The 17,842-nt window shown below is 63.5% G+C and carries 21 protein-coding genes; 3 read left to right on the top strand and 18 right to left on the bottom strand.

Annotated elements, in window-relative coordinates:
• The 3 genes from BW14_RS05045 to BW14_RS05035 form a co-directional block, all read left to right on the top strand.
• A partial coding sequence (locus tag BW14_RS05045) for a site-specific integrase (RefSeq protein WP_258186051.1) occupies window positions 1–816 on the top strand: 816 nt, incomplete at its 5' end.
• A gap of 64 nt (window positions 817–880) precedes the next feature.
• The gene (locus BW14_RS05040) at window positions 881–1,159 is read left to right on the top strand and encodes a hypothetical protein (protein WP_140489383.1); all 279 of its coding nucleotides are present in this window, start codon (window positions 881–883) and stop codon (window positions 1,157–1,159) included.
• The gene (locus tag BW14_RS05035; protein WP_140489381.1) at window positions 1,156–1,470 is read left to right on the top strand and encodes a hypothetical protein; all 315 of its coding nucleotides are present in this window, start codon (window positions 1,156–1,158) and stop codon (window positions 1,468–1,470) included. The genes BW14_RS05040 and BW14_RS05035 overlap by 4 nt, the downstream gene beginning before the upstream one ends.
• A 66-nt stretch (window positions 1,471–1,536) precedes the next feature.
• On the opposite strand, the gene BW14_RS05030 is transcribed toward BW14_RS05035, so the two are convergent.
• The 18 genes from BW14_RS05030 to BW14_RS04960 form a co-directional block, all read right to left on the bottom strand.
• Entirely contained in the window at window positions 1,537–1,785 is a 249-nt protein-coding gene (locus tag BW14_RS05030) for a phage holin (protein WP_140489378.1), read from the bottom strand.
• A 102-nt stretch (window positions 1,786–1,887) separates the two neighbouring features.
• Window positions 1,888–3,114, bottom strand: a complete 1,227-nt coding sequence (locus tag BW14_RS05025; RefSeq protein ID WP_140489375.1) for a GH25 family lysozyme — start codon at window positions 3,112–3,114, stop codon at window positions 1,888–1,890.
• A gap of 51 nt (window positions 3,115–3,165) precedes the next feature.
• On the bottom strand, window positions 3,166–3,489 hold the full coding sequence (locus tag BW14_RS05020; RefSeq protein ID WP_140489405.1) for a hypothetical protein: 324 nt from the start codon (window positions 3,487–3,489) through the stop codon (window positions 3,166–3,168).
• Entirely contained in the window at window positions 3,486–3,620 is a 135-nt protein-coding gene (locus BW14_RS12235) for a CD1375 family protein (RefSeq protein WP_258186050.1), read from the bottom strand. The genes BW14_RS05020 and BW14_RS12235 overlap by 4 nt, the downstream gene beginning before the upstream one ends.
• A complete protein-coding gene (locus BW14_RS11915; protein ID WP_181162300.1) occupies window positions 3,617–3,865 on the bottom strand; it encodes a hypothetical protein in 249 nt (82 codons plus the stop codon). Before BW14_RS11915 ends, BW14_RS12235 begins: the two co-directional genes overlap by 4 nt.
• Window positions 3,862–5,175 carry an RNA-directed DNA polymerase gene (locus tag BW14_RS05015; RefSeq protein ID WP_258186049.1) on the bottom strand — a complete coding sequence of 438 codons (1,314 nt, stop codon included), beginning with the start codon at window positions 5,173–5,175 and terminating at the stop codon, window positions 3,862–3,864. Before BW14_RS05015 ends, BW14_RS11915 begins: the two co-directional genes overlap by 4 nt.
• A gap of 260 nt (window positions 5,176–5,435) precedes the next feature.
• Complete coding sequence (locus BW14_RS05010) at window positions 5,436–7,013, bottom strand: hypothetical protein (protein ID WP_140489372.1); 1,578 nt, start codon at window positions 7,011–7,013, stop codon at window positions 5,436–5,438.
• Between the two features lie 15 nt (window positions 7,014–7,028).
• On the bottom strand, window positions 7,029–8,021 hold the full coding sequence (locus BW14_RS05005; protein WP_258186048.1) for a hypothetical protein: 993 nt from the start codon (window positions 8,019–8,021) through the stop codon (window positions 7,029–7,031).
• The gene (locus tag BW14_RS11910; RefSeq protein WP_181162296.1) at window positions 8,008–8,178 is read right to left on the bottom strand and encodes a hypothetical protein; all 171 of its coding nucleotides are present in this window, start codon (window positions 8,176–8,178) and stop codon (window positions 8,008–8,010) included. The genes BW14_RS05005 and BW14_RS11910 overlap by 14 nt, the downstream gene beginning before the upstream one ends.
• A complete protein-coding gene (locus BW14_RS05000; protein ID WP_140489371.1) occupies window positions 8,178–8,768 on the bottom strand; it encodes a transcriptional regulator in 591 nt (196 codons plus the stop codon). Before BW14_RS05000 ends, BW14_RS11910 begins: the two co-directional genes overlap by 1 nt.
• A gap of 10 nt (window positions 8,769–8,778) precedes the next feature.
• Entirely contained in the window at window positions 8,779–12,024 is a 3,246-nt protein-coding gene (locus BW14_RS04995) for a phage tail spike protein (protein ID WP_140489403.1), read from the bottom strand.
• A 21-nt stretch (window positions 12,025–12,045) separates the two neighbouring features.
• Window positions 12,046–12,825, bottom strand: coding sequence for a 3-hydroxy-3-methylglutaryl CoA synthase (locus BW14_RS04990; RefSeq protein WP_140489369.1), 780 nt, complete (start codon window positions 12,823–12,825; stop codon window positions 12,046–12,048).
• Between the two features lie 21 nt (window positions 12,826–12,846).
• A complete protein-coding gene (locus BW14_RS04985) occupies window positions 12,847–15,831 on the bottom strand; it encodes a tape measure protein (RefSeq protein ID WP_140489368.1) in 2,985 nt (994 codons plus the stop codon).
• Window positions 15,832–15,847: 16 nt separating this feature from the next.
• The gene (locus tag BW14_RS04980) at window positions 15,848–16,204 is read right to left on the bottom strand and encodes a DUF5361 domain-containing protein (RefSeq protein ID WP_140489367.1); all 357 of its coding nucleotides are present in this window, start codon (window positions 16,202–16,204) and stop codon (window positions 15,848–15,850) included.
• Between the two features lie 11 nt (window positions 16,205–16,215).
• A complete protein-coding gene (locus tag BW14_RS04975) occupies window positions 16,216–16,530 on the bottom strand; it encodes a hypothetical protein (RefSeq protein WP_140489366.1) in 315 nt (104 codons plus the stop codon).
• Between the two features lie 58 nt (window positions 16,531–16,588).
• Window positions 16,589–17,212: a hypothetical protein gene (locus BW14_RS04970; RefSeq protein ID WP_140489365.1), complete on the bottom strand. Its 624-nt coding sequence runs from the start codon at window positions 17,210–17,212 to the stop codon at window positions 16,589–16,591.
• A gap of 10 nt (window positions 17,213–17,222) precedes the next feature.
• Window positions 17,223–17,576: a DUF3168 domain-containing protein gene (locus BW14_RS04965; protein WP_140489363.1), complete on the bottom strand. Its 354-nt coding sequence runs from the start codon at window positions 17,574–17,576 to the stop codon at window positions 17,223–17,225.
• Window positions 17,577–17,584: 8 nt separating this feature from the next.
• Complete coding sequence (locus BW14_RS04960) at window positions 17,585–17,842, bottom strand: hypothetical protein (RefSeq protein WP_140489362.1); 258 nt, start codon at window positions 17,840–17,842, stop codon at window positions 17,585–17,587.

Genomic DNA, 17,842 nt, shown 5'->3' with positions numbered 1-17,842 from the left:
CAATATCCAAGCCCGCTCTGGGCTGAATCAATCGATCTATGGCTCGGCTCCCTGAAGGCGGCGGGCTACTCCCCCAACACGATCGGCACGCGCCGATGCCAGATGTCCGCGCTCTCACGGGCGCTTGAGGGCGACCCGAGGGACGTCGAGGGCGACGACCTGCTGACCCACTTCGCCGCAAAGGACTGGCGGCCAGAGACCCGCAAGGGCGCGAAGAACGCCTGCGTCAGCTATTTCCGGTGGATGCACACGACAGGACGCATCGAATCGGACCCCAGCGTCTTCCTGCCCACCGTCAAACGTCCCGAGCCGCATCCGCGCCCATGCCCTGACGCGGTGATCCTCAAAGCCTTGCGCAACGCGACCGATGGCGAACGGCTCATGCTTCGCCTCGGTGCCGAGTGCGGGCTGAGACGGTTCGAGATCGCCAAGGTGCACAGCCGGGACGTGATGCGAGACCTCGTCGGCTGGAGCCTCGTGGTCGTCGGCAAGGGCGACAAGCAGCGCATCGTGCCGATCGACGACGATCTGGCGTTGCTGATCCGCTCGGCGCACGGCCACTGCTTCCCCGGCCGCTGGAGAGGGCATGTCGAATCGTCCTATGTGGGACGGCATCTGTCCGATCTGCTCGGCGACGGATGGACGGCGCACAGCCTGCGCCACCGGTACGCGACGACTACATACGCGGCCACGCACGACCTGCTCTTGGTGTCAAAGCTCTTGGGGCACGCCTCGGTCGAAACCACGCAGCGTTATATCGCCATGCCCGATGACCGGCTGCGCGCCGCCGTCGCCGCCACACGACTCGCCGCCTAGGAGGTTCGCTGTGTTCCGACTTCCTGATTTGATTGTAGTACTAAATTATGGTACTGTATTAGACATGATCGAATGCGAAGAATCAGCATACAAACACTGGTACACCCGAGCACAGATCGATTACATCTTCCGGCATTCGATCGAGCGCATCCCCATCGCCTCGCGTGTGCCGGGCGACAGGGTCGTGGCACTGCTCGGCTACCCCGACGAGTTCGAGGAGAAACGCAGCGAGATTTTCATCTCCATGAGGAGCCGCAAGGTATTCCATGCAATGGAATGCGTGCGCCCTCAATGGCAGCATTACTTTGACGAACACGAGAACAACAAGGAGACGCAACTATGAGCGATGCAGTCGATTGGAACGAGATCAGCGACCAGTACGCTGCGGACGACGCCGTGACCCAGATCGGCCCGGCCATCAAAGTGACCCGTGAATTGACGATGGACGACCTCGACGACATCTTCGCCGGCCGCCCACTCGCCGAGAAGCCCCGCGCCAAGGCCGACGTGCTCTACAAAGCATACCTGACGGCCGACATGGACGAACAGGTACGCGCACAGGCCGCCAAGGAGCACATCGGCAAGAGCGCGCTGATCCGCAAAGCGCTCGTCGCCTACCTGACGGCCAACCAGACACAGCCCGCAATGGCCTGACCACTCAAACAAAGAAAAGCCCCCGACCCTGCCGCGAACTGCGGTGAGGGTAGGGGGCTTTTCATGTCATTCGGTCTTGGCGGCTCGGGCCTTGAGGGCGCTTGCGCCGATGATGACGCCGATGGTCAGGGCGACGGCGCTGATGGTGGTGGCGGCCGGGTCTGCCCATGTCCAGCCCCATACGGGGCCGAGCGTCTGCACGAGCGTGGCGAGCGCTGGCAGTATGATCAGCGCGACCCATTTGAGCACATCATAGACGCGGTCGGGTAGCAGCCAGTCGGGCACGTCGGTCTTGGGTTCGATGTTTTCGGTCATATTGTCTCGATTCTCTTGGGTGTACCTAGGAACCTTGGCCGGCTGAGGGTTCAAGGTTCCTAGGTAGGGTTCGGGTTCCCACTAGCGGGTCGAGCTGGCCCACTAGTAGCGCAGCACTTCGCCGGGGTAGATCACGTTGGGGTTGCCGCTGCGGTAGCCGCTGATCTGCGTGTAGCTGATGCCGAGGCGCGCCGCGATACCGCTGAGGGTGTCGCCGCTGCGCACGGTCACGGTGCGGCTCGGGGGCGCGTTGCTGCCGGTGGCGATGCTGCCGCCGCCGTTGTAGGTGACGACCTGACCGGGCCAGATGCGGTTGATGTTGCCGCTGGGCACGCTCCACTTGGACAGCGGCCATAGGCCGGTGCGGGTGGCGATCGCGCTCATGGTGTCGCCGCTGCGCACGGTCACGCGGGTCGTGTTGGCCTGCGGCGTCTGGCCGGCCGTGGTGCCGGTGAGGCGCTGGTTGACGATCGCCATGACGGCGGCGTAGTTCGCGCCGAGCGCGTCACGCCGCTGCTGGCCGTTGCCGTAGTCGCCTCGGATGGTGGCTTCGGCGAGGGCCTGTAGATCGACGGTCTGGGTCGGGGGCTTTTCGGTCTGCGGCGGGGTGATGGTCTGTGTCTTGCCTGCGGGGTTGGCGTAGGCCTGCCACTGGGATGCGTCGCCTCGGAAGTAGTTGAGGTCGAGCGGGCCGTTGTAGCCGCTGATCCACCCGTTGCTGGTGTACTGGCGCATGGCCTCGCCGTAGATCGCATAGTTCCACGGGCGGCTCTGGTAGCCGGTCGGCGCGTTGCTGGCGTACTGGGCGACCCATAGGCCGCAGTTGGCCTTGACGTCGCTGGGTATCTGGTTGAGCGCGCTGGCCTGCACGTACACCATCGGCCACACTCCGGTGAGCGTGTGGATGCGCTGCACGAATTCACGCACCCAGCCGCTGTTGCCCCACTGGGCGTTCTGGTAGGACTCCCAGTCGAGCACGAGCACGGCCTTGCCGATGTAGTCCCTCGCCTTGCCGACGAAGTAGTCGGCCTCCGCCGTGGCGTTGTTGCCGCCGGCGTAGTGGTAGAGGCCGAGGCTCTTGCCCCGGTCGTTCACGCATTTGGCCTGCGTGCGCCAGCTTGGGTTCTCGAAGCCGACGCCTTGGGACACCTTGACGACGGCGAAGTCGTACTGCGCGGTGCAGGTGACGTTCGCGGCCTGCCAGCCGGACACGTCGATGCCGACCATGTCGGCCATCGCGGTCGCCGGCGCGAGCGCGAGCAGCATGGCGACGAGCATGGCGAGCAGCGTCTTGGCCGGTCGGCTTTTGTTCTTGGTGAGTTTGCCCATTCTGTTCCTTCCTGTGGGTGGGCATGAAAATAGCCCCGCCGGATGGTGGGGCTAGGCTTGTGGTTTTCTGCGGGTTATGGGCATGGATTGGATGTCGTTGTTGACTTGTGTTCCGTGTCCGTTGCCGCCGAGTTGGTGGTAGGCGTCGTAGATGGTCTGGGCTCGGGCCTTGCTTTCGTTGTCGGCTGTCGCTCCGGCGGCGACGAGTTCGCGCTGTTGGCGTTCGAGTTCGCACAGGAGCAGGACGCGCACGCCGACGTCCATCGCGCCGTCGTGGCGTTTGCGCAGGCGGAGCCATGCGGTCGCGTAGCCGCCGGCCGCGCCGAGCAGCCCTGTTATGGCCCAGACGATGAGGCTTTGGGCGATCGGGTTCACTCGCCGCTCCCCTCGCCCAGTGCATCGATGTACGCCTTGACGGCTTCGCGGCCGGTTTCGGGTACGTCGTCGATGGTCTTGCGGCCGGCGATGACGAGGCGCGCGTAGACGCGGATCATGGCTTTGCTCATGCTTCACCTCCCGCGAGGAGCTGGTAGATTTCGGCCAGTGCTTCGTCCTGATCGAGGCTTGACGCTTCGAGTTCGCTAAGGCGCTGGCTGTCGGTCTTGGAGGCTTGCAGGCAGTCGAGCCAGATGCTGTCGGCCTGTTCGATGGCTTCCTGCTGGGTGAGGTCTCGCACGGTGTAGGCTTCGTCGGCTGTGTATTCCGTCCATGCGGTCTGGCCGTCGCCGGCGTCGTGGCTGACGGTCGTCATGTTGCGGCGGATTCGGATGTCTGCGAGGCCGTCGCCGCGAGGGTAGTAGCTGATTTCTTCGAGGGGTTCCGTGCTGGATACGGTTTGGAGCATGGGGTTGCCTTCCTGTTTTGGGTGGATAGGTGCCGGCGGGCGCGGCGCATGGTGTGGTCGATGCGGTGGTGTCGCCGGTATCGGATGCTGTCGCTGTTGCGCAGGTATCCGTAGTAGGAGCAGCAGCGTCGGGCGAGGAACGTGGTCATGGGCCGTCGGCGGGCCCTGTTGAACGTTCTGCGGGCGCGGAGGAACACGCCGCTGCGGATGTTGACGCGCCCGTGTGGGCGGAACGTGTAGCCGACCATGTCGATGGGTTCGCGGTCGAGCCGTTTGCAGTTCCATTCGGGGTGCACGTCGAGCTTGAGGGTGTCCTTGAGATAGCGGACGATGCGTCGGGCGACGATCTTGAGGTCTCGTTTCGAGGTGCCGATGAGCAGCAGGTCGTCCATGTACCACAGTTGGTGGGTGATGAGTCGGCGGCGGGTGATCTCGCCGGTGCGTCGGCTGGTGCGTTCGATGGTCATGGCCTCTGATTCGATCCAGTGGTAGGCGCGGCTCAGGTAGTAGTTGGCGAGCCATTGGCTCAGGTATGAGCCGATGTTGAGGCCGTTGTCGCCTTGGTATTGGTCGATGAGGTGGCAGACGAGGCGCAGCAGGATCGGGTCGCCGACGTCGCGGGCGAGCATCGCCTTCAGTGTCGGTCGGTCGATGCTTGGGTAGTATTTGCGCACGTCGAGCTTGGCGAACCATTTCGCACTGCGTTCGCGTGTCCATCGTTTGATCGCGCGGCGTGCGTCGATGGTGCCGCGATTGGTGATGCTGGCGGTCTGCCATCGGCCGACTTTCGCGTCGAGCAGCGGTTGGAGGGCCATGACGGCGATGTGGTCGTATATCTGATGTCTGACCGTTTCGCGGCCGATGACGCGGTGTTTGTTGCTGATCGGTTCGATGCGGTTGAAGTACATGATGCGGGTGTCGCGGTAGCGTCCTTCGCGGATTTCGTCGCTGATCTGGCTGGCGAGGAGGTCTAGGTCCGGGTGGGAGTCGAGGAAGCGGGTGACGTCCCGTCGTGATCGTTTGCCCTTGAGGTAGTGGTCTATGGCTTGGCGGACGAACGTGGGTGTCGCGCAGTGGGTGTGCTTGCAGTAGGTTTTCAGAGCCGTTCCTATCTGGACTATGCCGGTGTTCGACGGTGCCGGTGGGGTTCGTCTACTGGCCGGGTGCTCGGTTTGATTTTCGGCCGGGCCGTGGCTTGCCCTCTCGTTGGCTGGCACGGAGGGTAGTTGTGACGTAATGCGATGTGCGTTTGACAGGTTCCTGATATGCGGCCCCCGATGTTCCACCTGCGATTCGCGAGGTCGTTCGAGAGGTTCACGGCGAAAGCGCCGCAGGCATCCCCGTTCCTGAGGTTGCCGAAGCGCCGCACCACGCGCCTGAACGTCGGAGGCGTACCGCCACAAATCCCAATGTCTTGCGAAACGTCATAAGGGGGCTTTCGCCCCCCTCGCTGCGCTTCACCCCCATCGCACGCCGGCTACGCCTTCGTGCGACCGAGCGCAGACAGGCGGCCCCCGACGGTCCACCAGCGATACGCGAGGCCGTTCGAGAGGATCACGGCGAAAGCGCCGCAGGCATCCCCGCTCCCGAGGCCGCCGAAGCGCCGCACCTGACGGAGCCCTTGGGATGCGATCGGGTTGGCGTAGGTGCCGTCGCACAGGCCGGTGGTGCTGTTCGCGCCGATGCCGGTCGGAATCAGTACGCCGTTGGACAGACTGAAGTCCTCGGCGTACCGCCATGAATTGTCCGTGGCCTTGGTGCGGGCGGGATATTCGCCGATCTTGGTGTAGCTGGACGTCGAGGTCTTGGACGCCTTGGCGGTGTCGAAGACGCGGTAGAGTTCGACGCGGCCGGCGTCGTCCGAGTCCTTGACGGCGTTGACGATGAGGTCGGCCTCGGTTTCATAGATGCCGTTGAACAGCTCGATGCCCTGAAGGCGTACCGGCTGGCGGGCCGGGTTGGCAGCGGCGGGCCGGCCGTCGATGCCGAGGAGCTTGTCGGTGGCTCCGGTCTTCCACGGCATGGTGCTGACGAAGCATGCGGTGGTCGTGGTGATGGGGTCACCGTCGATGTTGAGTGCGGTGTGGGTGCTGTCGATGCTGGTTTTGCTCAGGATGGTTCTGGCTCGTGCGGCCGAGTAGTTGGCGGCGTTGTTGCGTTCCTTGTCGGTGCCGACGTTGATGGTGCTGCCGATGTCGTAGTTGGCGGCGGCGCTGGCGGCGATGACGACCCGTTTGGCGTTGGTTTCTGCCGTCGTGACGGCGGTCTGGTTGTTGTAGTTCCAGAAGCCGCCCAATACGTCGCTGTTCTTGGTGGCGTATTTGAGCATGAGCATGAGCTGGACATAGAGCGCGTCGCCGGCGCAGAGACCGGCGTATCCCTTGCCTTTTTTGAGGGCGTAGTCGATGGCGCGGTTCTGTGATCCGAATTCGCGGTCGATCTCCACTCCACTGATGGACAGGGGGCGCTGCTGGGAGTCGAGGGATGCGGCGTATTTTGCGAACAGCAGGCAGGGGCGCTTCGACCCGTCGGGCAGCAGCACGCCGGGCAGCGGCGTGTATCCGTCATACTGGGTGTCGCTGTAGAGGAATTCGTTGTGCGTGCCGCTGCTTTCGAGCTTGTAGTAGCCGGGGCATGTCATGACGTACACGTCGCCGTTCGAACCGTCGCGTTTGAAGCGGCTGTCGAGTCCGTCGATGGCGGTGACATGCGGCACGCCGTCGTCATCCACGGTGGCGTTCACGTCCCAGACGCGGAAGGCGGGCAGCGCGGTGTAGTCGTCGCGGCCGGCCTTGTCATTGGTGCTGATCTCGACGGTCAGATTGGCGTTGTCGCGGGTCTTCACTCCCGTTGGCGTGTTGCTGTAGGTGTATTTGGGGAATTTCACGCCGTACACCTTGCCGTCCGTGTGGGCGGCCATGTAGGCGGCGATGTTCCCGTATTCGCCTTTGGCGGTGTCGTATTCGAATCTGGCCCCGCCGCTGGCGTTGGCGTGTACCTTGGCGATGAGCTTGGCGGTGTCCTCCAAGGTCATGACCTTCTGCGTGTTCGCCATGTGTTTGGTTCCTTCCTACTGGTTGATGATGGAGAGCGCCCAGTCGATGTCGTCCTGCGTGAGCGGTGTGTTGGCGTCGCCACCGAGCACCGGTTCGATCACCGTCTCGTACTGGGCGTCGATCTCGTCTTGGGTGGCGAACGCGACGCCCGCCGCCGCGCTGGCGGCGATCTTTGCCTTGCAGTCCTCGGAGAGCTGCGCGTATTCGATGACGCTGGTGCGCGCGGCTTCGGCCGCGTCCCTCGCGTCTCCGGCGGCGCTTGTGGCCTTGGCTGCGGCGTCGTTGGCCTTGCCGGCGGCGGTGTTGGCCGCGTTGGCGGCTGTCTGTGCCGTTGTGGCTTTGTCGTTGGCGTTGGATGCTGCGGTGGTGGCTGAGCTCGCCGCGTTGTTCGCCTTGGTCGCCGCCGTGTTCGCCGCGTTGGCTGCCGTGTTCGCTGCGGTCGTGGCGGTGTTGGCCTTTCCGGTGGCGGTGTCGGCGGCGGATGCTGCCGTGTTCGCCGCGTTGGCTGCGGTCGTGGCTTTGCCTGCGGCCGTGTTGGCGCTGCCGGTGGCTTTCTCGGCGTCGAGGATGAGCTGTTCGATGCGGCCGAGCTTGTCGTCCACGTCGGGTGACGTGCCGTCGAACACGGCGCGTTCCACGAGGCCGTAGAAGTTTCTCGAACAGGTCTTGTTGCCGTCCTTGCTGATCTCGATGCCCAAGAGGATGCGGCCGGGCTTGAGCAGAGCCTTGCGTGGCACGGCGGCGCGGAACGTGGCCGTCGGCGCGCCGTTGACGGCGGTCATGGTCACGCGGTCGCCGAGGTCGCCGCCGGGACTGGTGTTGTAGGCGAGCGCTGCGGTGATTCCGGTGGTTGTGGTGATGGGTGTGCCGTTGTCGGTGAGGGCGACGGTGATGGTGCGGCCGTTGATGTCGCCGCTGTTGAGGCGGATGTCTGCGATGTATCCGTTGGCGAGGTCGAGTCGGATTGGTTCGCCGGCGGCTTCGCGGAAGCTGTCAAGCGTTGCCATGTTCGTCGTCCTTCTCTAGCTGGTTTTTGAGTTGTTGGTTTTCCTTGGCGAGGGCGTCGATTTGGACTTGCAGGGCGGCGATTTGTATGTTGCTGTCTGCGAGCATGTCGCGTAGTTTGCCGACCATGGCCGGGTAGAGGTTCTTATCGTCGTTCATCATTGTTCCCTTTCGTTGGTGCGTGTGAGCGAGGTGATGAATCGGTCTGTCGCGGCTGTGATTTCGGTGGTGTGGTCGGCGAGCAGTGTGGCGAGTTCGTCCGTGGCGATTCCGTCCGGCAAGGTGATTGCCGTCGGGGTATCGTCGGCGAGTCTTGCCGGGGTTGTGGTGTCGGGTAGCAGTGGCAGGCCGAGCAGGCTGCGTGTTTTGTTGCGTCCGGCGGTGAGCTGGCCGTCTACGGTCGTGGCGTCGGCGAGTTTGGCCGTGGTTTGGTCGTTGAGGGTGTTCTCGACGGCGTTGTAGGCGCTTGTCCATGCGTTTTCGCCGGTTTCCGGGTCTGGGTCCGGTTCGCCGTGGTCGCGGACGTGGAGGATGGCGGCGACGGACTCGGTGTCGCTGTCGATGCCGAGGAGGGTTTTCCATGATGCGATCGCAGCGAGGGGGATGGCATCGTGGCACATGTCAGTGGCTGAGGGGGCGACGGGGCTCGTGACCATGCCTTCGGCGACCGTGGCCGGCGGCGGGGCGGTGGCGGTTAGAGGCCGGTCGATGAATAGGACGGGCTGGTTGTTGACGGTGGTGATCCGCATGTGGTTTCTCCTATTTTTTGAGGAATCCGATTGTGGCTAGGTAGTAGTTCTTCGTTCCTTGGAACAGGTACGCATACGGTGAGCTGATGGACAGGTTGGAGACGACGCCGGTGCTGGTGTTGTAGTTCCAGTTCGCCTTCACTTCCGTGACGACACGCTCCGGTGGCGTGTATATCCAGACGAGCCATCCGCTTGCCTTGCAGTCGGATACGGTGGTTATGAACAGGGCGGAGTCGTCCTGTCGATGATCGACGGTTGCGAGCGCCTTGTATGAGCCGTATTTGGCAGGGTTGGCCGAGGTGAAGGTGTACTGGGAGTATTTTTGAGCGGCTATGCTTTGGTTTTCCCACCATGCGCATTGGAATGTGCCGCGTCCGGCGGAGAAGCTGCCAAGGAAGCCGCCGAGGTACAGGTAGCCGGAGTTGATGTCGGCTTGGATGCCGACGGAGCCGTCGGGGTTTCTCGCGGAGAGGGTGGCGGTGGTGTTTCCTTTTTTTGGCGACCATAGTTCCAGCAAGGCTCCTGTCTTGTTCGAGTCGGGGGCGTCGTAGTCCTGATTCGCGGCGAGGGTGACGACCGCTGTTTTGGTGGTGTTGTCGGAGGCTTTTCTCTCGCCGATTCGTGCGAACGAACCCGGATCGTTTTTTACGCGGTGTCCACTGTTGAATGTGATTGAGCTGATTTCCCCTTCCTCTTTTGAGGTTGATTCGATGGCGATGTATGGATGCCGGTAGGAGGTCGTGCCGTGGTAGAACTGGATGCCTGCGCCCTCGAATGAGTCCGTGCCTGAGATTTCTGTCTGGGTGAAACTCGGGCTGATTTGCAGCCGGTTGCCGGTTCGGGCGGTTTGGAAGGTCCCGGTGAGCGTGTTGGTGGAGCCGTCGCCGTCGAGGTGGACGGTTTCGTTGCCGTTGGCGTCGGTCATGACGAATTTGCCGGTGTCGAGGTTCCAGTATGAGCGTTTGCCGGTGATGATGCCGGTTTTCAGGTAGGTGGCGTTGAGGTAGAGCAGGCCGTTGCTGAGGTAGATGCCTTGGGTCTGTCCGTTGTTGGTGAGTCGGTTGAAGACATAGGTTTGGGTGAGTTCTCCTTCGAAGGTGTCCACGTAGCTGCGTGCGGCGGTTTCGTCGGTGCATTGCAGTCCGGTCCAGTACCAGTCGGGTTCCGGTGTGGTGGTTGTTTCACGGTCTACCTGCATCCACAGGCGGGCCGTTTTCGCGTTCGCCGGCACCGTGTAACTGCCGGACACGTATGTCCATCCGCTGGCGGTTGCCGCGACTTTGGCGATGGTCTGCCAATGGTTGCCGTTGCTGGTGTCCGTCCAGTAGATGCCGAAGCTGCTGGTGACGTTGCCTGCTTTGCGGTACGCCCACCCCGAGAGGCGGAACGTGTGGTTGCGGAACGTGTCGAGGGGCCAGCCGAAGTTCGTGTCGCGATTGCCGGCGAGGTGGATCGCAGTCGTGATGCCTTCCGGGTGCGCGGCCGGCATGGTCTTCGTGAGCTTGGACGTTCCGAGTTTGTCGAGGTCGTGGTCTGGGTTGCCGTTGGGGTTGCGCACGAGGTTCGACCCGTAGGCCATGATCGTTTCCGCGTAGGCCTTCGCGTTGGACAGTGCCGTGCTGGCTTTGCCGGTCGCGTCGTTTTTGGCGCTGGTGAGCGTGTTGGCTCCCACGATGTCGGCATATGCCTTGGCGGCGGTCTGGGCGTCGGTGGCGAGTTTCTGGGCTTGTGTCTGGGTGGCGAGGGTGCCGGCCTTGTTGCCGCCGACGGTGCTGCGGGCGGATAGGCTGAATTCTCCGGTGTCCATGTCCCAGTAGTTGAGGTTTGCGGCGTCGGAGAGGCGGCCGGTGAAGATGGTGTCGGCGAAGATGCCTTTGCCGTTGGCGAGGCTGCGGAAGTCCCAGTCTCCGTTTGGTTTTTTTGAGTCGGCGATGCGCCAGAAGCCGCCGCCGATGTGGATGCATTGGGTGGGGTTCTGGTCTTCTGGTTTGTCGTAGACGTAGATGCCTTGGCCGGGTTTGAGGTAGGTGTATCCGCCGGTGGCGTTCATGATCTGGTTGATGCGGTCGATCAGGTCGCGCATGTATGGGCCTGTGCTGCCGGCTGCGCTGTTCCATGCGCCGCTGTTGGAGACGAGCTTGTCCAAGGCTTGCTGTTGGGCGGCCATGCGCTGCGTGTAGGTTTGGCGGATGTTGCCGAGGGTGATCTTGGTGTCGGTGAGGCTGCCGGCGAGGTCTTCCTCGATTTGGAGGACGCGGCCTTCGAGTCTGAGCGGGGTGGTGAAGCTGGTGTCGATGATCTGCACGCTGTCGCCGACGTCCACGCCTTCCGTGTCGTAGCCGGCTTGGCCGAGGGCGGCCACGTCTGCGGTATAGCTCACGACCGGCGTGGTGCGTGTTTTGAGCGCTGCCTTGGTGAGGGCGAGGAGTTCCTTGGGGTCCTCGCAGTCGGGAAAGTCGATGGCGGCTTCGCTGTGCCGTTTGGTGCCGTCTGCGCCAAGGATGCCCCAGTTGGCGAGCGCGGTGTCGTCTTGGACGTAGGGTTTGCCGTTGTTGATGTCGGCGAAGCTGATTTTGCGGCTGTATCCGCCGGTGGTTTCGCCTTGGTCGTTGGTTTGTTCGATGCCTTTGCCCCAGCCGTAGAGTCGGGTGGCGACGTCGTCGCTGTTGATGTCGCGTTTGATTTGGGTGAGGTCTTTGCCGTATTCGAAGCGTTTCGTGCTGTCGGTGGAGCCTCGGTGTTCGAGCAGGTGGATGATGCGTTGGCCGATCCGGTTGCCGGTGGGGTCGGGCTGGTATTCGACGAGGGTTTCGAGCCCGTAGGTTTCGGTGATGCTTTGGATGGCGTCGAGGACGGTGCAGTGGTAGAAGCTGAGGTCGGCGGTGCTGGTGGTGGTGCCGGTCTGTACGGTGCCGACGGTCCAGCGGGTGCCTTCCAGTGCTTTGGCGAGGCATGCCTTGGCGTTCGCACTGCGGTTGCGTTTGTCCTCGATGTACGTGCGGGACAGTTCCGCGATGCTGCTCGCGCAGTAGGCGACGGTGACGGGCATGCCGTTGGCGCGGGTGGTTTGGGTGGATTGGCAGAGGTATTCCGCCCATCGGCCCATCGAGTCTTTGAATGCGATGCGTTCGTCCTTGTTGATCTCGCCGATGGTGGTGATGTCCAGTGTGTCGGTGCCGTCGGTGGCGCGGGTGCGGATCGCTTTGATGGCGTATGGGAGGTCGCCGAGCGGGTTGCCCCAGCGGTCGAAGATCATGTATCGCATGGGTTGTGTCTCCTAGATGAGGGTGAGCGGCTGGTAGGTGAGGGTGCCGGTGCAGCCGGTGAGGGTGAGGGTGTTCACGCCCGTCAGCAGGGGGAAGTAGTCGGATTCGAGGGTGGGGGTCATAAGGTTGCCGTTGACGCGCAGCTCGCGCCTGTCCGGGTCGGTTTCGATGGTGATGCGGCCGGTGATGGCGGTGGTGCCTGCGATGGCGAGCTGGTGGCCGTGCGCGTCCTGTATGCTGACGGTCTTGGCGTTCGCGGCGGGGGCGAGTGTCCATGTGGGCCAGCATGGCCGGTTGCCTTTGACGTGGATCGTGTTCGCGCCCGCCTTGAGCGTGGCGGTGCGGTCTCGGCCGATGAGGCAGGGGGCCGCGTCGATGCTCATGGTGACGAGGGTGGCGATCTGATGACGGCCGGCCCATTTGTCCTGCCATGCGCCGAGGCTCATGCGGCCACGGTATGCTCCGGGCAGGCCCCGCCATGCGAGCGTGACCACCGTGCCGGCCAGTGCGGCGAGCCAGGTTTTGGCGGCGAGTATGTCGTCCTCGCCGCCGATCGCGTACAGCCCGAGCGTGATGGTGCGGTTGCCCATGTACGCGGCACCGGTCGCATCGGTGAGGGTCAGATCGATTTGGCCGTCGCGGCCGGGCATGTCCTGTACGCTCACCGCAGGTTCGGCGGCCTCGACGGTCACGCCGTCGGAGGACAGGGAGAGCATCATGCGCTCCAGCGGGACGCCGTTGAGCGTGGGGTCTTCGATGCGCGGCAGGCGCATGCGCCTCTGGTAGAGCATGATGCCTCTCCCCTCTCTTGGTTATCGGCCTCGCATGGCGAGCGAGTTGAGTTCGTAGCTCATGGGCTTGGCGAGCTTGCCGGCCATGACCTCGCCGCCACGGTCGGATAGGTTGAGCGTGATCCCGGCAGCGAGTGCCTGATCGATCGCGTCGATGATGTCCTGCTTGGTCGCATACTCGGCCGACCGGTCGTCCATCGTGTAACTGACCCGTCCCCCGCCGACGGTGTTCTGGTATGCGAGCGGGGTTTCGAGCCGGCTCATGTCGGTCTTGAGGCTGACGGTGGGCACCATGCCGGTGAGGCTGTCGATGCTGTCCTCGACAAGGCCGCTGGCCTTGTCGATGCCTTGGGCCATGCCGGCGGGTATCCATTTGCCGACCTCGTCGCGGAAGATGCGCGACGGGCTGTGGATGCCGAGCACGTTCTTGGCCCAGCCGACGAGGCTGCTGCCGAGGTTGCTGATGGTGTTCCTGACCCATTGGAACGCGCCGCCGATGCCGTTGATGAGGCCTTGGATGATGTCGCGGCCCGCGTCGTACAGCCATGATCCGGCGTTCGACACCGCCCCCAGCACCGTGTCCCTGATGCGGCCGACGGTGTTGCTCACGTTCTGGATGCCGTTGGACACGGCCGACGTGATCCCGTTCCAGATGCCGCCGAGGAACGAGCTGACACGGTTCCATACGCTCGTCCACACGTTGCTGATCGCGTTGAGTACGGTCGAGACGGTGTTGCGCACGTTGTTGATGTACGTGGACACCACGCCGCTGATCGCGTTCCATATGGTGGAGGCGACCGATTTGACCGCGTTCCAGATGTTCGTCCACACGCTCTTGATCGCGTTGAGCACGCTGCTGATCGTGTTGCGAATGCCGCTGATGATTGGCGTGAGGAACGAGACGATCCCGTTCCATATGGTCGTGAAGAACTGGCTTACGGCCGTCCATACGCTCGTCCAGATGCTTTTGATGCCGTCGAGGATGGTGGTCAGGAACGATTTGATGCCGTCCCATGTGGTCGTGAAGAACGATTTGATCGCGTCCCATGCGCCCTGCCAGTCTCCCTTGAGGAGGCTGAGGAACACGACGATGACGGTGCGGATCGCATTCACCACGGTCGAGATGTAGCCCCTGATAAGCGTGAAGATCGTGTTGACGACGTTGTAGATCGCCGTCCAGATGGTGCTCCACACGGTGTTCGTGCTGTTCATCTGCTGGGTGATGAACGAGAGTATCCAGCCGAACACGGTGTTGATGCCGTTCTGGATCGCCTGCAAGGGTGCGACGATGAGCGCGCCGATGACGGTGAACACGTTGACGATGAAGTCGCGTATCCCGTTGAAGATCGTGGTCACGGTCGTGCTGATGCCGGTCCAGACGCCGGTCAGGAACGTGGTGATCGCGTTCCATGCCGAGGTGACGCCGCCGCTGATCGTCGCCCATAGGCCGGTGAGGAAGTCGCCGATGCCGTCCCACGCGGATCGGACGCCGCCTGTGATCGTGGCCCATAGGTTGGCGAAGAATTCGCCGAGCCCGTTCCACAATGCCTTCGCGCCCTCCACGAGCGCGGTCCATGTCTCGGACAGCCATGAGGTGAACGCGGCCCATGCCTTGCGCCCGGTCTCGGTCTGGGTGAAGAACCAGACGAAGCCGGCGACGAGCGCGGCGACGAGCGTGATGACGATGGCGATGGGGTTCGCCATGAACAGGGCCCACAGGGCCTTGAGCGGGCCGCCTGCTGCGGTGACCACGGTGGAGAATTCAAGGCCGAGGGCCTTGGCTGCGCCTAGGGCGGTCTTGAATGCGTCGATGCCTTTGGTGACGCCGGTGACGGTCGCGTTGACTGTCTTCCACGTGGCGAACGCGGTGCCGAACGCGACGATGAACGGCATGAGTCCGGGCAGGATGTCCGAAAGCGTCTTGAGCACGTCGGCGACGGTCTTGATGGCGGCGGCGGCACCGTCGGGCGGGATGAGCTTGAGCCAGTCGATGACGAGGTTGACGACCTGCTTGATGACGTTGACGATGTTGTCCCATGCGGCCTTGAACGACTGGAGCGCGCCGTTGTCCTGCAACTTGCCGTACAGCTGTCCCAGCCATTCCTTGACGTAGCCCACCACCCCGGCCGCAGCGTCGCCGATCATGTTGAAGCTGCTGGAGAACGTGTTGACGGCATTGGCGATGTTCTCGCCGCCTATGACGTCGATGACCTTGGCGACGTTGTTCTTGACGCGGGTCTGGAGGTTCGCGAAGCTGGTGGCGATGCCGTTGGTGGAGTCCTTGGCCTGCTGCTGGAAGCTCGCGAATCCGTTGACGCCCTCCTTGTCGAGGCTCAGGAGCGCGTCGTTGAACTGGTCGAAGGTGATCTGCCCGTCCTTCATGGCCTCGTACAGGTCCATGCTGTTGGCCGTGGGGCCGACGAGGGCCTGCGCGAGCTGGTTGAGCTGGCCGGGCATGGCGGCCATGACGCTTCGCCATGCGGTCAGGTCCGGTTTGCCGTTGGCGAGCATCTGGTTGTACTGCTCCATGGCGTTGGCTTGGAGCACGGTGCTTTTGCCTCCGGCGAGCAGCGCGTCGTTGAAGGCGAGGCTGATGTTGGTGGCCTCGTCCAGCGAGCTGGTGATGGGGGCGAGCTGCTGCACCATGCCGGTCATGGAATCCAGTGACGTGGGAAGGCCTTGAAGCCTGTCGCTCATCTTTTGCACCTGTTTGGCCGCGTCGGCGCTGGAGTAGCCGAGGTTCTGCATGACCTTCGGGAACGAGTTCATGGTGTCCACTCGGCTGACCGCGCCGCCGATGCTGGATGAGATGACGCCCATCGCCTTGGACGTGACCGCTGCGGCGGCCCCGACGATGCCGCCCTTGGCGAGCAGGCCGGATGCGAAGCCCTTGCCTGCCTGCGCGCCGCCTGCGTCGCCGGCTGAGCCGAAGGCGTCCTGTATGGCTTTGCCGACGCCGCTCATGGAGGGGACTATCTGCACGTATGCGTGGGCAAGGGCGACCATGGTTCCTCCGTTCGGTTCAGGTGCGTGGCATGCGCAGGATGCGCAGCATGTCGTCGGGGTTGAGTTTCTGCACGTTGCCGCTGCGCGCGTATCCGGGGCGTTCGATCGCCCCGCGCCATTCGCCCTGTTTGGCTGCCTTGGTCTTCGTCCATGCGATGAAGCCGGTGTTGTCGGCGATGGTGGCGAGCAGATGCCTGACGGTGCCCCATGTGGCGCGTTCGTCGATGCGCCCCCATATGAGGGCGTCGTCGGGCAGGTTCGCGGCGAGGTCGGCGGCGCGCCGCACCCTCACCGTGTGTCCGAGTTCGTCCAAGTCGAGCCCGTAGAAACGTTGGAGGTCTGCCCTCAGGGCGTCGGGCGCGGCCTCCATCATTCCCACGAGCGTCAGGAGTTTGGGTTGAGTTGTCCGAGGAGCTGCTGGACGAATTCGCCGACCTTCTCGAACGGGATTCGCCCGCTGTCGTCGCGCAGCGCGTTCTTCACGTCCGTGTAGTCCTTGCCGCACAGCTTGCGCAGGAACGGGACGATCGCGAAGCCTCCCTCCTCGTTCTCGTCGGCGTGCTGGAGGTCGTAGAGGTTTTCGACCATGTCGAGGTCGTCGAAGATGGCCGGGGAGATGGTCATGGTGACGCCCATGACCTCGACCTTGCGTGGCGTGTCCTTGGGCTGCTTGTGATCCTGAGGCGTGGCTGCCGTCATGATGGTGTCCTTATGCTCGTAGTGGGGGGCCGGCCGTCACGGGCCGGCCCGGTGCCGGTCAGGCCGCGCTGGCGAGCGCGGCCTTGAGCGCCTTGGTGGCGGCTTTGGAGAGGGGTGCGATGATCTCCTTGCTGGTGGCTCCGTCGATCTGGTCGGAGGGGTTGGCGTTGTAGGTGACGTCGTATCCGATGACTTCGGTGCTGGAGTAGGTGATGTCTCCGACTTCGCTGAGGGTCGCGTCGGGCAGGATGATGCGTTTGACGCGGTTGCCGGTCATGAGGATTTCGAACACCCAGACGCAGGATTCGCCGTCGGGCATGGCGTGGAGCACGGTGATGGTCTGTGCTCCTTCGTCCCCGGTGGCGGTCACGTTGTCGTCGCCGTATCGGGCCTTGAGGCTTTCGGTGCGGGTTTCGATCATGATGAACTGGTAGGTTTCGGCGTAGCTGCTGATCTCGTTGATGACCTGTACGCCGCCCATGTCGTTGACGGTGGTGTTGTCGGTGTCGGTGGCGTTGGTGATGCCGTCCTCGCCGAGGAAGCCGACGCATTCGTATGCGGCCGCGAGCTGGGTGGTGGCGTCGGTGGGCAGTGCGGTGCCGGCGGGTGCGCGGTAGGCGACGCCGGCGACCATCGGTTTGCCGAGGCTGACGTTTTTCTTGTTGTTCTTGGTTGTTGCCATGAGGGGTTCCTTAGGTGGTTGTGGTGATTTCGGCGGTGATCTGGTGGCGGTGATCGATCGGCGGGCCGTTGAGGGTCATGTCGGCGATGCTGTGTATCTCGATGTCGGCGATCTCTGGGAGCTGCCACATGTCGAGCAGCAGGTCGGCGACCTGTTCGGCCGTGTCGGCGGCCTGTGAGCGGGTCGGGGCGTGGACTTGGACGATGAGCATGGCGTCGTCCTTGTACCGGTCTCTGACGCCGCCGGAGCGCTGGACGGTGATGTACCGTTCGGGGCGTGGGTCCGGTGTGCTGCCGTAGGCCGCGTATCCGTCTGGGGGGTGTTGGTTGATCCATTGGATGACGGTGCTGGCGATGCTGGGCATGGCGGCTCCTACATGGTGCGGAGGAGGGTGTTGTTTTCTGCGTTGTCGCGGCGGGCTTGGATGTTGCCGGTGCGGACGAGCGCGATGCTTCCTTTGTCGGTGTTGGCGGCCGGCACGGCGTCGTATTCGGCGTCGCGTCGTTGCCTCGCCGCGTTGGCGCGGGCGGCCCATGCCTGCGACTGTTCGTCGAGCGCGGCTTTGACGGTCGGGTCTCGCCGGTAGATGCGGAAGGCTTTGTAGTCGAGTTTGACGCGGGTCTTCGCCAT

Source organism: Bifidobacterium sp. UTBIF-68, from assembly GCF_006408855.1.
GTDB lineage: Bacteria > Actinomycetota > Actinomycetes > Actinomycetales > Bifidobacteriaceae > Bifidobacterium > Bifidobacterium reuteri.
This window is presented reverse-complemented; position numbering and strand designations above follow the sequence as displayed.